Below are 14,555 nucleotides of genomic sequence, written 5' to 3' on the forward strand. Positions count from 1 at the left end.
AAGATATTTATTGTGGGGACAACCAATGAAACAATTTGCAAAATGGGGCGCTTGGGCCGCCTTCGTCTGCGGAGCGACCTATGTGTTCGGCTTCGCGCTCATGATCGGCGTTCTGGCCGAAAGCGGTTATGGCACTGACGGCGCCGATGTGGACCAGATCCTCGCGTTCGTGACGAGCCACGCGGGTCTGATGACCATCTGGAACATGTCGATCTACGTGCTGAATGGATTGGCGCTGGCGGCGCTCGCGGTCTGCCTGTCCGAAGTGCTGCGTTACGAGGCACCGCACGCCGCGCCGATGATTAAAACGTTCGGCGCGCTCTGGGCGACGCTCGTGGTCGGTGCTGGCATGGTGGCAAACGTCGGCCTTGCCGAAGTCACCCGCGTCTACGCCGAAGACACTGATGCGGCGCGTAGCCTCTGGCAGATGGTGTCGATCGTGGAAAACGGCCTTGGCGGCGGAAACGAGATCGCCGGCGGCGTTTGGGTGCTGATCGTCTCGGGAGCTGCCGCATCCAGCCCGCGCTTCTCGAAAGCCCTCGTCGGCTTCGGCGCGGCAGTCGGTCTGGCGGGTCTGCTGACGCTGGTTCCTGCCCTCGGCGATGCAGCAGGCGCAATCTTCGGCCTTGGCTTCATTGTGTGGTTCTTCTGGGTCGCGGCGGTTCTTGGCTTCAAGCGCAGCAACATTGCAGTCGCCGCATAAAACAAAAGGCGGAGCTTTTGGCTCCGCCTTTTTCGCATCAAGTAATGCGCTTGATGCTTTCCATGATCTCGTCGCGTTCAAAGACGCTCTTCCAGTCGTCTTTCATCAGCGCCGGAATACCGAACTCGATCGCCTTGTTGCACGCGTCAGAGAACTGACCTTCCTGAACACCGAAGATCACCGCGCCGAGGATGTTCATGTGACCGAGGAGGAAGTCCTTCGCACATTCTTCGGACACGCCGGTCTTCACGACTTCGTCCATCGCCTGCTTCATCACGACGAGCAGCGAGGCGCAGACCGTCTCCGACAGACCCGGTTCCAGATAGGCCATCTGTTCGACGGTCACGCGGTAGGTCGTGCGGACGGGTGCGTAGATCGCCTTCGCGATCTCATCACCAACAGCATAGTGCTCTTCCGGCCCTTGCATCAGCGCATTCACAACGCCCTGCGGGTGGGCAACGCCGCCGAAACGGTCGAGGCGCGCAGCTTCGGTTTCTTCGTTATGGAAAATCATCGGGTGGCACGGGTGCGTGACGAAATAGGTGATGTCTTCGCGCTCCGGCAGGTGACCCGCGAACGGCGCAGCAGCGTCGAGGATCACGACCATCGTGCCGGGGTTCAGTTTGTCGACGATGCCCTTGGCCACGACACCAATCGCGGTATCCGGAACAGCGAGCAGAACGACGTCGGCGTCTTTGATTGCGACGTCGGCGTCAACGCAGTCGACACCAACGGCATCTTTCAGACGCGCGCGACCGACTTCGCTCACCTCGACGTGGGACACATTGAAGGACGTCTTGGCCAGATTGAGTGAGCACCGCACCCCCATTTTCCCGCCGGCGCCGAATACAGCCACATTAGTCATATGATACATCTCCTCCATGCCCCGTTATTCGGGCATCTTGCGTAACTGGTATGATCAGATAATATCCAGACTAGATTGTCAATGCAGGCCGAACGGCCAAAACACCGCAGGAGGATGATTGTGGCCCCAAAGTTGACGTGGTTTGGTGACGATTTCACCGGCGCAGCCGCAGTTATGGAAGTTCTCGCCTTTGCCGGTATAGACACAATCCTCTTTGCGGATATGCCCGATGCTGCCCTGATGGAGAGGTTCGCGGGCTGCGACGCCATCGGAATCGCCTCCACCGCGCGCACCGAAGGGCCGGAGTGGATGGAGGCCCATCTGCCCGCCGCTTTCGAGTTCCTCAAAGCCACCGGCGCGCCGATCCTCCACTACAAAGTCTGCTCGACCTTCGACTCATCGCCCAGCACCGGCAACATCGGCCGCGCGACCGAGATCGGCCTTAACGTGACGGGAGCCAAGGCAGCGCCGATGGTCACCGCCGCCCCGCAGATGCGCCGTTATCAGGCCTTCGGCAACCTGTTCGCGGGCACGTTCGACGGCGTGTTCCGCCTCGACCGGCATCCAGTCATGTCGCAGCACCCCGTGACCCCGATGGCAGAGGCTGACCTGTTGGCGCACCTCTCCGAACAGACGGACCTCAGTTCCGGCTTAATCGACCTTGAAGCCCTCTGGTCCGATCCAGCGCCGCGGTTGGCGGAACTGCTGGAGAGCGGCGCACGCGTGATCTCCATCGACAGCATGGAGGGCCGCTCCGAAGCCGCCGCAGGGAAGCTGATCTGGGACAACCGCGATGACTTGTCGTTCGTGGTTGGGTCACAAGGCATCGAGTTCGCGCTCATCCGACACTGGTTGAATGAAGGCATCATCCCCAGCCCTGCCCCGCTGACCTCCGCTGGCAAGGTCGACCAGATCGCTGTTGTGTCCGGCTCTGTCTCGCCCAGCACCGCGCAACAGATCGACTGGGCTGCGTCGAACGGGTTCGAGGTCATTCGTTTTGACGCCGCCGCGATGGTCGAACGCCCTGCGGACACGGAAAGCCTGATCGCCAAAGCCGTTCTGCAATCGCTCGAAGCCATATCGAACGGCCTCAGCCCGCTGGTCTGCTCCGCCACCGGCCCCAGCGATCCTGCAGTCGCCGCCGTGCGCGAGGCGTCCGCAAAAACCGGCACGCCTATGGACGACATCAACCGCAACATCGGCATCACCCTCGGGCGTATCCTCGACGAGGTTCTGCGGAAATCGAACATCCGCCGCGCAGTCATTTCCGGCGGCGACACATCCGGACACGGGATGCGCGCACTCGGTCTCAAAGCGATCAAGGCCATCGCTCCGACCATTCCGGGCGCATCGCTCTGCGTCGGTTACGGCGGCGAACATCACGACGGGCTGGAGATCGCCCTCAAAGGCGGCCAGATGGGAAGTTTGGATTTCTTCGGCTGGATCCGTGACGGCGGCGGACCGCGTTAGGATTTCGGCTCGAACACGTTGGCAGAACGTTCAAGGTGACGCGCCATGGTTTCGACCGCGGTGGTCACATCATGTTTTTCGATCTGATTGATCAGCTCTTCGTGCTCGGCCAGCGTCACGTCTTCCTTGCCAGACCAGTGCAACAGATTGACGTGATATTCGAACAGCCAGCTCAGCATTGCCTGTGACACCGACACGATGATCGGGTTTTCCGTCATTTCGGCAAGGCGGGTGTGAAACCGCATATCGGCCTCGATAAACGCAGTCGGATCATCGCGGAGGCCCTCTTGTTCCTCAAGAATCGCCCGCAAATCGGCGATATCCTCGGCGCTCGCTTTTTGCGCCGCGACCCGCACCATGCCCAGTTCGAACATCTGGCGCGCGTGTTTGAGGTGTTCGAGGTTCGCCGGAGCCGCGCTAAGGACCATACGGGCAACCTCGTCGGACTGGCTCAGAACCGTGCTCGCGTCGATGGCGTTCACACGCGAACGCTCGCCATGGTTAATGCTGATCAGACCGCTGTTGTGCAGTGATTGCAGCGCCTCGCGGACGGCGGGACGGCCCACGCCGAAACGCTCCATCAGCGCACGCTCAGACGGCATGAAGTCACCAGGGCGAAGCTCGCGCGAAAGGATCATCTCGCGCAGTTTATCCAGCACCTGATCCGACAGCTTGCGGCGGACGATCTTGTCCGCGTCCGCTTTCTTGTTTGCCGTCGGGATCATGCCCGTGCTCCGTATTTGTCTTGAAGGTCGTTAGTTTATAAGTCGTTACCGCCCGCGTCAGCAAGGTTGGATTGCGCCCAGTCGTAGGGGCCGAGGTCACCGATCGTATCGGGCGTCAGGTTGGCGGTGAATTTCGTGTCTCCGACTTCGAGCGTTGCGATGCCGTTCGCGACTTCTGCGCGGTACACCTTTTGCCCTGCGCAGCGTGCCAAGGCAGCTAGCACATCGACGATCGGCCCTTCGAGGCCGCGTGGCCCGTAGACGCCCGACGGCGCCCAGACGGTTACGCCTGCTGGCGCCAGCGAAGCGGCCAAACCGATCAAATAGGCCGCACCGAACTTCGCACGGTGGCGAGGGTCGTCATGCGCCATGCAAACGCGGCCATTGTCAGGGTTCGGGATCGTGCGATTACCATACGGGTTCTGCCGCATGGCGATAGTCGCGGGGCCAATCCGGTAGTCGAGGTCGCCGATAATGGCCCGCGCGGACCGCGTGATATGCGGAATCGCTTCGAGCGTCTCAATGACCGAAACATCGTCAGCCGCGTGAACGATGGGGCACAGCCCATGAGAGACGAACGACAGGTTTTCGAGCGGCGGTCGCTTGCGGTTCAGTTCTGGGAAAAAGCTGACCATGCCACCGCCGCGCGTGATGTCGGGGAACACCTCGGCAGCGGTGTTGTGGATCAGATCGAGCGGCGGGCATTCGGGCCATTCCGATCCTGGCGGCGTGGACTGGCGATCGACCGAGGGGCAGACCAGAACGCTGTCCGGCTTGAAGTCCGAAGCCTCCATCGCAGCCTTCATGGCGATGAGCTCATCGGCGACCGAAGGCTCATAGATACCGATCAATTCGGCATCGTATACGAGCGATGGGAGGGCATTTTGAAGCGCTGCGAAGGCTGCGATTTGGCCCTCGATGTCACCGAGCGCTGCGTCGATGTGGCAGAGCAATCGCTGCGGCGCGACTTTGGCGATGTCCTGCGGCGAATCCGCCAAACGCGATGCGTCCTCGGCGGTTATGACCAAAGCCATTTCGGGGAAAGTGGCGTCCGACACCTCATCGGTGGCTTTGGAGGCTTCGGTTTCACAGGCTTCCCACGTCAGGCGCACGGACTGCTCGATGGTCTCTCCAGCTTGAAGTTCGTAGGGCCAAGGCAGCGCGAGCGGACGATTGTAGGTCTTGAACGACGCGTCGCCCCACTGGCGCTGGTCTTCCATCTCGAACGTGTCGCCCGACAGCTCACAGCGTACGCGGTATCCATCCCGCTCGTGGGCCAGCGAGACGATGTCCATGAACGGTTGCCAAGGGTCGATGAGGACAGGGAATGCTGCCTCTTCGACTGATCCGTCGGAATGGCCGACCACTGCGGGGCAACCCGAGACGCCCGCAGGGTGGAGGATAGTGAAGCCGGTGCGATTGGTCTCGAAGAGGGCGTCGGCAGAGCCGCGGGCGGACACGGTCAGACTGGTTTCGTCGGCGCGCACATCGACGGTGACATCCAGCGTCGCGCCGTGGCTTTCGTATTCCATACGCTGAGACAGCGCGAAGCCATTCGCAGTATCGCGGGAAATTTCTGTCAGGCGCGGCGCGAGGGTGCCCCAGTCGCGGTCGCGGACCAGAAAGGCGATGCCGCGCAGTAGCTCCACGCCGTCATATGTGATGTGCCGCAGCGCGCCGTCCTGAAGCGAGAACGTCAACTTTCCAACGCTGATCTTCTCGACCTTGGCGGGCGGCTTTTCGGTGCCGTAGAGCTCCAGCGCGGTGCTCATAGGTCGGCCAGTTCGATGGTTCGATGGTCCTTGGCCGACATATACGCCGCCTCGACCAGCGCGAAGGTTTGCAGGTTGTCACGGCCACTGGTTTCCGGCTCCGTCCCCGCAGCAATGCAATCGACGAAGTGCTGCTGGATGATCCGAACGCTTTCCTGAATGTTGTGCCACGGCTTAGACGCCCAATCGAGGACGGGCGGCGCTACGTCCCGCTCGGTCACATCGTCACCCAACTGCACCGACAGCTTGTAGCCCGCGTGAAGCCGGATCGTGCCCTTTTCGCCGTCTATCTCCAGCAGGCTTTCGGGGAACGTCTCGGGCGAACGACGGGTCGCGTAGGAGCAATCGACGACTGAGGTCACACCGCCCTCGTGCTCGAGCAGCATGGTGGCGACATCCTCGCCTTTGATCTTGGGATTGATGCGGCGGGTCGTGGCGGTGATGCGGGTCGCGTCACCGAACAGTGCCCGCGAGATATCAAGGATGTGGATGCCGAGGTCTTCGATGATGAACCGCTCGCCCTCGGCCAGATAGGGCTGGCCAGAGAACACATCGTAGCCCGAACGGAACGACACCCTGCCAAAGAACGGCGTGCCAATCACCCCGCTACGAACCTCGTCGATCACGGCGCGAACAGCGGACTGCCAGCGGAAGTTCTCGTGGATCATGAGCGTTTTGCCCGTGGCCTCGACCGCCTTCACCATGGCCCTTGCATCTTCGAGGTTCAGTGCAAAGGGCTTCTGGCAGATGACATGCACATTGTGAGCGGCGGCCATCTCGACCAGCGGGCGGTGCGATGAAACGGTGGTCGCGATGTCCACCGTATCAAAGCCGCCATCCGCGAACATTTCCGCCGCATCGGTGTAGGTCCGCACGTCGTCGAACAGGTCCGAGGCGACGGCCAAACGCTCTTCGTCGCGATCGCAGAGGGCTACGACTTTGACGCCGTCGATATCTTTCCAGCCGTGAAGCTGGTTCATCGCGAAGAAACCGCAGCCGATCAGTGCAACCTTCATAAATAAGCTCCTTTACTGGCCGATGGCGGCCTGCGCCTGCAATGCAACGCGCGCTTGCACGCGTTGCTGGGCTTGGTCGATAACAACTGCCGCGATGATAACGAGGCCTTTGATGACTGTCTGCCAAAACGACGAGACACCCATCATCACGAGGCCGTCGGAAAGAACGCCGATGACAAAAGCACCTACGATGGTACCGCCGATCTTACCGCGACCACCGGCCATCGAGGTGCCGCCCAAAACCGCCGCCGCAATGGCGTTGAGTTCGAAGGTATCGCCCGTCGCGGGGTGGGACGCCACCAGCTGCGAGGAAATGATGATCCCGACGAGCGCGCCGCAGAAACCGGAGAACATGTAGACGAAGTATTTGACGCGGTTCACCTTCACGCCCGACAGACCCGCCGCCCGCTCGTTGCCGCCGACAGCATAGATAAAGCGACCGAGCGGTGTGCGGCTGGCGATGTAGGCGGCGAGGACACCGACGACGATCAGCATCAGGATCGACACGGGAATGCCGAAGATATCGCCTGCGCCGATCCAACGGAACGTATCCGAGCCATACTCTGCATTGCCATTCAGGTTCGGGAACGTACGACCATCCGAGGACAGCATGGCCGTTCCACGCGCCACATAGAGCGTGCCGAGCGTCGCGATGAACGGGGCCACGTTGAGCTTTGTAATGAGGAAGGCGTTGATCGCACCAATGAACACGCCGACCGCGATGACGATCAGGCAGATCTCCAGCGTGTTGAACTGGACGGACCAGCCCAGCCCGATGTCGATCCCGTTCAGTACGAGGTAGCCCGCGACCATCCCGCAGAGCCCAACAATAGAGCCTACGGACAAGTCGATGCCGCCGGAGATGATGACGAACGTCATGCCGATCGCGAGGAAGGCGTTCAGCGCCACGTGCTTGGACATGATCACAAGGTTCGCGGTAGACAGGAAGTTCGGCGCAGCGGCAGAGAAGAACGCCACCACAAGGATCAGCGCGATGAATGTCCGCGCCTTGAGCAGTACGAGCAGTGCGCTGGAGTTGCCCGAAGGGACGGTCGAAGACGTCATGGCCGTCATGATACGGTTTCCTTTTGTTCGTGCGAAGCAGCGTGACCGACCGCAGATGCAGTGATGAGCGCGGTCTCGGTCGCGGTTTCTTTGGTGAATTCGCCAGTGATCTTGCCGTTGGACATGACGACGATGCGGTCCGACAGGCCGAGCACTTCTTCGAGGTCGGAGGTGACGAAGATGATGCCTAGCCCTTCCGCTGCGAGCTGGCGCATGACGCGGAACACCTCGGCCTTGGCGCCAATGTCGATGCCGCGCGACGGCTCGTCCATTAGAAGAACCTTGGGCTTGGTCATGAGCGCCTTGCCGATGACCACCTTCTGTTGGTTGCCGCCGGATAGCGATGACACGGGGTTTTCTGGCGATGCGATCTTGATCAGCAACTGTTTGACGTAGTCGCCGACGGTCTTCTTTTCCTTGGCGAGGTCGAGGTGACCGGCGGTCGAAAGATCACCGAGCGACGACAATGTCATGTTCTCGCGGATCGACAGGATCTGGACGAGGCCGTCCTGCTTGCGGTCCTCCGGAATGATCGCGAGGCCCATCTTGATCCGGTCGGACACGTGGGGCGACTTCGCTTCCTTACCGTCCACATAGAATTTGCCGCGCGCGTGTGGATAACGGCCCATAGCGGTCTCGACGAACTCCGTCCGCCCTGCCCCCATGAGGCCGTAAACGCCGAGGATTTCTCCCGCTTTTAGCGACATCGACACGCCGTTGACGGTGAAACCACCCGAAGAGTTCGGCAGGTAAACGTCCTCGGCGCGGAAAATCTCGTCGCCGAACGGATGATCCAGTGTCTTGGGGAAATCCTTGCTGGCATCGCCGATCATGTTGAGGACGATCCACGGGATATCGACGCCCTCCATCGAGCGGGCCCCAGTAATGACGCCGTCCCGCAGGACGGTGATGTAGTCGCCAACGCGGATCAGTTCTTCGATGCGGTGGGAGATATAGACGATCCCCACCCCGTCGCGTTTCAACTCTTCGATCACGCGGAACAGGATTTCCACCTCGGCCGCCGATAGCGCAGAGGTCGGCTCGTCGAGGATCAGGATACGCGCGTTCTGGGCAAGGCTCTTGGCGATCTCGACGATCTGCTGTTGACCGACTTTGAGGTCGCCGACCAGCGCATCGGGGTCGATATCATGCTCCAGCCGTTTCATCAGCTTGCGGGTTTCTTCGCGCTGCTTGGCGCGGTCGATATCGACGCCGTAGCGGGTACGCTCGCGGTTGATGAAGATGTTGTCGGCCACGGTCATGTTCGGGAACAGGTTCAGTTCCTGAAACACGATGCCGATGCCGTGGCGGGCGGCCTCTTCGGTGGAGGTCAGAACAACCTCCTCCTCGCCGACGAAGATCGAACCGGAGGTGAGTTGCTCCACCCCGGCGATGACCTTCATCATGGTGGACTTGCCCGCGCCGTTTTCTCCGACGAGCACGTTGACGGCGCCCATCCGGAGATCGAAGTCGGCGTTCTTCAGCGCGACCGTGCCAGGATAGACCTTGGTCCCGCCGCGGATTTTCAGGCCGATGGGATGCTTTTCCTGCTCCATCACCGCACCTGAAGCGAGGTCGGCACCAGTTCGATCGCATCCCCTTTGTTGCGGAGCGTGTAGACGCCTTCGAAGGTCACGGTGCGGCCGACGAGGTCGCCTTCGGGCACGCTAAGTCCCGCATTCGCGAGGTCATTCAGCGCGCGGCCCAGTTTGGCAAACTCGATCTGGTCGCGGAAATCGGTGAAGACGATGAACGGCATCGCGTCGCGCAAGGCCGTGCCGCGGATAACGGGGCCGAGTTGCAGCGTCAGGTCCGCCGCGCCGTCAGCATCCACGTCCACCATCAACTTAGCAGCGCGGCTTTCGGTGTTGGCTTCGACAATCGTGCCCTCACCGTTCGCGGCAAAGTTCCACGGGTTCGCCTCACCTTCGGGTCGCAGGCCATGCGCGGCACCGGCAGCGTCGAGGCCCTCAGCGTCGATCTGCGCATGGAGATCAGTGAGCCTCACCGCGTTTTCTGAAACGGTCGGCAGGACTTTATCCGCCCAGATAGTTTCAGCGTAGGCGGCCATGCGCGCCTCATCGGTCATCTCGGCAGCCTGCACGGAGGCGTCATTGGGGTCGGGATTTTTAACGATCTTGCAGCCTGCGAGCGGCAGCGCCATGCAAGACAGGATCGCGAGCGGCGTGAAAAGTTCGCGCATTCTGTGTCCTTAAATAAAACGCGGGCGCCGGCGTTAACCGGCGACCCGCACAGGGAGTTCTCAGGACGAGAGCGCGAAGGTCTCGAGGTTTGCAGCGTTGTCAGCGTTGATCAGAACACAGTCCATCAGCTGCTTTTCATCCTGACCGGTCGCACCGTCGGTCAGATAGGCATCCGCCTGTTCGACGGCGATCTGCGCCTGACGATAGGCCGGCTGGAGAACCGTTGCCTTGATACCGCCAGCAAGGATCGAGTCGCGCACGTCGTTCGAGCCGTCGAAGCCAACGACGATCACATCGGTGCGGCCAGCGGCTTCGAGAGCAGCCCAAGCGCCCATTGCCATAGTGTCGTTCCCGCAGATCACGCCCTTGATATCAGGGTTCGCCTGAAGGATGGTTTCCATCTTCTCGTAGCCCTCGGTCTGCGACCAGTTGGCCGACTGCTGGGCAACCATCACCAGATCGGGGTACTGGTCGATGATGTCATGATAGCCCGACGAACGGATACCAGCGTTGGTGTCTGCTTCGCGACCGACGAGTTCGACATAGTTGCCTGCCTCGCCCATCAGACGCACGAACTCTTCGGCACCAAGCTGCGCACCCTGATAGTTGTTCGAAACGATCTGGCTGACGGCGATGCCGGACTCTTTGATTTCGCGGTCGATCAGGAACGACGGGATGCCTGCATCCTTTGCGCGCTGGACAGCGGCAACGGTCGCATCGGCGCCGGCATTGTCGAGAATGATTGCGTTCGCACCGCGGGCAATCGCACTATCGAAGAGCTCAGACTGCTTATTAGGATCATCATCGTGGACCATAATAATGGTTTCATAACCCAGCTCGATTGCGCGGGCTTCGGCACCGACGGCTTCGGCCTTGAAGAACGGGTTGTCGTGGCTCGGGGTGATGATTGCGATCAGGCCCTTGTCTTGGGCAAAAGCGGGACGAGCGAGCGGCAGGATAGCTGCAGCCGCGACGCCGGACATAAAATGACGACGATTAAGTTTCATGGGTTTCCTCTCCTCCTGTCGACCGAACTTGCGCGTTGTGGGCGCTTCCTCCTCGGTCGACGGTCAGGTTGTGAGATAATTATCGTGTTGTCAACTGGTATGATCACTACTACTCTTTGCTCAGATTTTGGAGGACGGATTTAATGTCGCGAAGCACAATTCAGGTCACCTACAGGCTTGAAACATCAGGCGAAATCGAGGCGCTTGCGGCCAAAATCGCCTCTGACCAGTCCACGGGGACGTTTACTGCCCTTCCGAACGAAACCGATGAAGTGCGAGCCCGCTGCGCTGCGACAGTGGTCAAAATCGCGCCGTTGGAATCGTCGGACACCCCGTCATTTCCCGACCCCGACGGCACCGGCCCCTACCACCGCGCGGACGTTACCATCGCTTACCCGCTCGAGGCTGTCGGCACCGATATCGCTGCTTTGATGACCATCACCATCGGCGGAGTTTACGCCGTACGCGGGCTCACGGGCGTGCGGGTGAAGGACATCGACCTGCCGTCCGAGTGGTCCTGCCACCCCGGTCCGCAGTTCGGCATTCTAGGGTCCCGCAAACTGATGGGGGTCACAGACGGACCTATGATCGCTTCGATCATCAAGCCCTCGCTGGGACTGCTGCCCGAAGAGACCGCCGCAGTGGTCAAGACGCTCTGCGAGGCGGGTGTCGAGTTCATCAAGGACGACGAAAAGCTGATGAGCCCCGGCTATTCGTCGCTCGAAGACCGTGTGAAAGCGATCATGCCCATGATCAACGACCACGAGCAGAAGACAGGCAAGAAGGTGATGTACGCCTTCGGAATTTCCTCTGCCGACCCCGACACGATGATGCGAAACCACGACACGGTCGTCGCCCACGGCGGCAATGCGGCGGTGCTCAACATCAATTCCATCGGCTACGGCGGCATGTCGTTCCTGCGCAAACGGTCGGCGCTATGCCTCCACGCGCACCGCAATGGCTGGGACATCCTGACCCGCCACCCGGGGCTGGGAATGGACTTCACCGCCTATCAGAAAATCTGGCGCCTGCTCGGCGTCGACCAATTCCAGATCAACGGCATCCGCGCGAAATACTGGGAACCGGACGATAGCTTCGTCCAGTCGTTCAAAGACGTGATGACCCCGATCTTTTCGGACACAGACCGCCCGCTTCCCGTGGTTTGCTCCGGCCAATGGGGCGGCCAAGCGGTCGACACCTATCGCCAGACGGGCCGGACGCTGGATCTGATGTACCTCGGCGGAGGCGGCATCCACGGTCACCCGATGGGCATTGCTGCGGGTGTGAAAGCGATCCGTCAGGCATGGGATGCCGCGGCAGCGGACGTCGAATTGGCCGACTACGCGAACGATCACCCCGAATTGGCGGCCTCTCTCGCCAAGTGGGGCTAACGAAAAACGCCGCCCGATTGGGCGGCGTTTCCATTTTAAATCATAGCGTTAGCCTTAGCCACACTTGCTATATCCGCAAGACAGGCACGACTCACAGCCGCTTTCCATCTTCATGCCGTACTCGCCGCAGCTCGGGCAGGATTTGCCTTTGGGTTTTTCGCCGACGACCATGACTTCGGCTTGCGGGTCGGCTTTTAGACCGAGGCCCTCGCCTTTAATGAAGCCCGTGGCGACCATGTGCTGTTCCAGAACACCGCCGATAGCTGCGAGGATCGACGGGACGTACTTGCCCTTCATCCATGCGCCGCCGCGCGGGTCGAACACGGCCTTGAGCTCTTCGACGACAAACGAGACGTCACCGCCACGGCGGAACACGGCCGAGATCATGCGGGTCAGCGCGACGGTCCACGCGAAGTGCTCCATGTTCTTGGAGTTGATGAACACTTCGAACGGGCGGCGATGGCCTGCGATCACCACGTCGTTGACAGTGATGTAGATCGCGTGCTCGCTGTCCGGCCACTTGACCTTGTAGGTGTTGCCTTCGAGGGCTGCCGGACGATCCAGCGGCTCCGACATGTAGATGACTTCGGCTTCTTCAGAGACGGTTGCCGGTGCTTCTGCCGGAGTTTTGTCCGAGGATTCCGAAACCGACAGAACCGAACCGGTTACATCGTTCGGGCGGTAGGTGGTGCAACCCTTACATCCGGTGTCGTACGCCTCCATGTACACCTCTTTGAACGACTCAAAGCTGATGTCTTCGGGGCAGTTGATGGTCTTGGAGATCGACGAGTCGATCCATTTCTGCGCAGCCGACTGCATACGGACGTGAGCCAGCGGCTCCAGCGTCTGCGCGTTGACGAAGTAGTCGGGCAGCTCGGCATCCGCGCCGAACTTGTCGCGATACATCTTTACGGCGTAGTCGACGACTTCTTCTTCGGTGCGCGAGCCGTCTTTCTGGAGAACCTTGCGGGTGTAGGCATAGGCGAACACCGGCTCGATACCCGACGAGACGTTACCTGCGTAAAGCGAGATGGTGCCGGTCGGCGCGATCGAGGTCAGCAGAGCGTTGCGGATGCCATGCTTGGCAATCGCATCGCGCACGTCCTTGTCCATCTGCTTCATGTTGCCCGAAGCGAGGTACTTGTCCTTGTCGAAGAGCGGGAACGCGCCCTTCTCTTTGGCCAGCTCAACCGATGCGAGGTAGGACGAGCGGGCGATCTGCTTCATCCATGCGTCGGTCTGGGCGGCGGCTTCTTCGGTGCCGTACTTCAGGCCGAGCATCAGCAGAGCGTCGGCAAGGCCAGTCACGCCAAGGCCGATGCGGCGCTTGTTGCGGGCCTCTTGCGCCTGAGCGTCGAGCGGGAAGTTCGACGCATCAACGACGTTGTCCATCATGCGGACTGCGGTGGCGACGAGGTCGTCCAGCGCTTCGACGTCCATGCGTGCGTCTTTTTCGAACGCGTTCTCGACAAGACGGGCGAGGTTGATCGAACCCAGCAGACACGCGCCATACGGCGGCAGCGGCTGTTCACCACAGGGGTTGGTCGCCGCGATGGTCTCGCAGTAGTTCAGGTTGTTCATCTTGTTAATGCGGTCGATGAAGATCACACCCGGTTCGGCGTAATCGTAGGTCGACTGCATGATCTGGTTCCACAGGTCGCGCGCCTGAACGGTCTTATAGACCTTGTCGCCGTAGGTGAGTTCCCACGACTTGTCGGCCTTCACGGCTTCCATGAACGGATCGGTGACGAGCACCGACATGTTGAACATGCGCAGGCGGGCGGGGTCAGATTTCGCGGTGATGAAGGCTTCGATATCGGGGTGGTCGCAGCGCATGGTCGCCATCATCGCGCCACGGCGCGATCCGGCGGACATGATGGTGCGGCACATGGCGTCCCAGACGTCCATGAACGACAGTGGGCCCGATGCGTCCGCGGCAACGCCATGAACCAGCGCGCCCTTGGGGCGGATGGTCGAGAAGTCGTAACCGATGCCGCCACCCTGCTGCATGGTCAGCGCGGCCTCTTTCAGCATGTCGAAAATGCCTGCCATCGAGTCCGGAACAGTGCCCATAACGAAGCAGTTGAACAGCGTGACCGAACGCGCAGTGCCTGCACCCGCGGTGATGCGGCCAGCGGGGAGGTATTTGAAATCTTCGAGCGCGTGGTAGAATTTGTCTTCCCACTTGGCCGAGTCCTTTTCGACCGACGCCAGAGCGCGGGCAATACGGCGCCAGGTATCTTCTACCGTGCCGTCCAGAGCCTTACCGTCAGCGTCTTTGAAACGGTATTTCATATCCCAAATTTGTTCGGCGATAGGGGCTGCAAAGCGGGACAT

12 protein-coding genes are annotated in these 14,555 nt (G+C 60.7%); 3 read left to right on the forward strand and 9 right to left on the reverse strand.

The genetic code is table 11. The annotated features are described in order from the left end of the window. Positions 1-25: 25 nt before the first annotated feature. A complete protein-coding gene (locus IF204_RS09245; RefSeq protein WP_194096418.1) occupies positions 26-703 on the forward strand; it encodes a hypothetical protein in 678 nt (225 codons plus the stop codon). Between the two features lie 37 nt (positions 704-740). Here IF204_RS09245 and IF204_RS09250 read toward each other — a convergent pair whose 3' ends face one another. Continuing rightward, entirely contained in the window at positions 741-1,568 is an 828-nt protein-coding gene (locus tag IF204_RS09250) for a phosphogluconate dehydrogenase C-terminal domain-containing protein (protein ID WP_194096420.1), read from the reverse strand. Between the two features lie 114 nt (positions 1,569-1,682). Here IF204_RS09250 and IF204_RS09255 point away from each other — a divergent pair, with 114 nt between their 5' ends. After that, positions 1,683-3,038 carry a four-carbon acid sugar kinase family protein gene (locus IF204_RS09255; RefSeq protein ID WP_194096422.1) on the forward strand — a complete coding sequence of 452 codons (1,356 nt, stop codon included), beginning with the start codon at positions 1,683-1,685 and terminating at the stop codon, positions 3,036-3,038. Here IF204_RS09255 and nanR read toward each other — a convergent pair. The 7 genes from nanR to IF204_RS09290 are packed head-to-tail and all read right to left on the reverse strand — an operon-like array spanning position 3,035 to position 10,827. Next, the gene (gene nanR, locus IF204_RS09260) at positions 3,035-3,763 is read right to left on the reverse strand and encodes a transcriptional regulator NanR (RefSeq protein WP_194096424.1); all 729 of its coding nucleotides are present in this window, start codon (positions 3,761-3,763) and stop codon (positions 3,035-3,037) included. The two genes, IF204_RS09255 and nanR, sit on opposite strands and share 4 nt — an antisense overlap. A 35-nt stretch (positions 3,764-3,798) precedes the next feature. Then, positions 3,799-5,535, reverse strand: a complete 1,737-nt coding sequence (locus IF204_RS09265) for a hypothetical protein (protein WP_194096426.1) — start codon at positions 5,533-5,535, stop codon at positions 3,799-3,801. Further along, a complete protein-coding gene (locus IF204_RS09270; protein WP_194096427.1) occupies positions 5,532-6,551 on the reverse strand; it encodes a Gfo/Idh/MocA family protein in 1,020 nt (339 codons plus the stop codon). The genes IF204_RS09265 and IF204_RS09270 overlap by 4 nt, the downstream gene beginning before the upstream one ends. A gap of 12 nt (positions 6,552-6,563) precedes the next feature. After that, positions 6,564-7,625 (reverse strand): ABC transporter permease, encoded by a 1,062-nt coding sequence (locus tag IF204_RS09275; protein ID WP_194096429.1) that lies wholly within the window; start codon positions 7,623-7,625, stop codon positions 6,564-6,566. Next, positions 7,622-9,172: a sugar ABC transporter ATP-binding protein gene (locus IF204_RS09280; RefSeq protein ID WP_194096432.1), complete on the reverse strand. Its 1,551-nt coding sequence runs from the start codon at positions 9,170-9,172 to the stop codon at positions 7,622-7,624. Before IF204_RS09280 ends, IF204_RS09275 begins: the two co-directional genes overlap by 4 nt. Then, positions 9,172-9,819 (reverse strand): DUF2291 family protein, encoded by a 648-nt coding sequence (locus tag IF204_RS09285; protein WP_194096433.1) that lies wholly within the window; start codon positions 9,817-9,819, stop codon positions 9,172-9,174. Before IF204_RS09285 ends, IF204_RS09280 begins: the two co-directional genes overlap by 1 nt. A 60-nt stretch (positions 9,820-9,879) precedes the next feature. Further along, positions 9,880-10,827, reverse strand: a complete 948-nt coding sequence (locus IF204_RS09290; RefSeq protein ID WP_194096435.1) for a D-ribose ABC transporter substrate-binding protein — start codon at positions 10,825-10,827, stop codon at positions 9,880-9,882. A 143-nt stretch (positions 10,828-10,970) separates the two neighbouring features. Between IF204_RS09290 and oiaX the strand changes: the two genes are divergently transcribed. After that, positions 10,971-12,218 carry a 3-oxo-isoapionate-4-phosphate decarboxylase OiaX gene (gene oiaX, locus IF204_RS09295; protein WP_194096437.1) on the forward strand — a complete coding sequence of 416 codons (1,248 nt, stop codon included), beginning with the start codon at positions 10,971-10,973 and terminating at the stop codon, positions 12,216-12,218. 54 nt (positions 12,219-12,272) lie between these two features. On the opposite strand, the gene IF204_RS09300 is transcribed toward oiaX, so the two are convergent. Beyond that, entirely contained in the window at positions 12,273-14,555 is a 2,283-nt protein-coding gene (locus tag IF204_RS09300; protein ID WP_194096439.1) for an adenosylcobalamin-dependent ribonucleoside-diphosphate reductase, read from the reverse strand.

It is taken from the genome of Marivivens aquimaris (genome assembly GCF_015220045.1).
GTDB lineage: Bacteria > Pseudomonadota > Alphaproteobacteria > Rhodobacterales > Rhodobacteraceae > Marivivens > Marivivens aquimaris.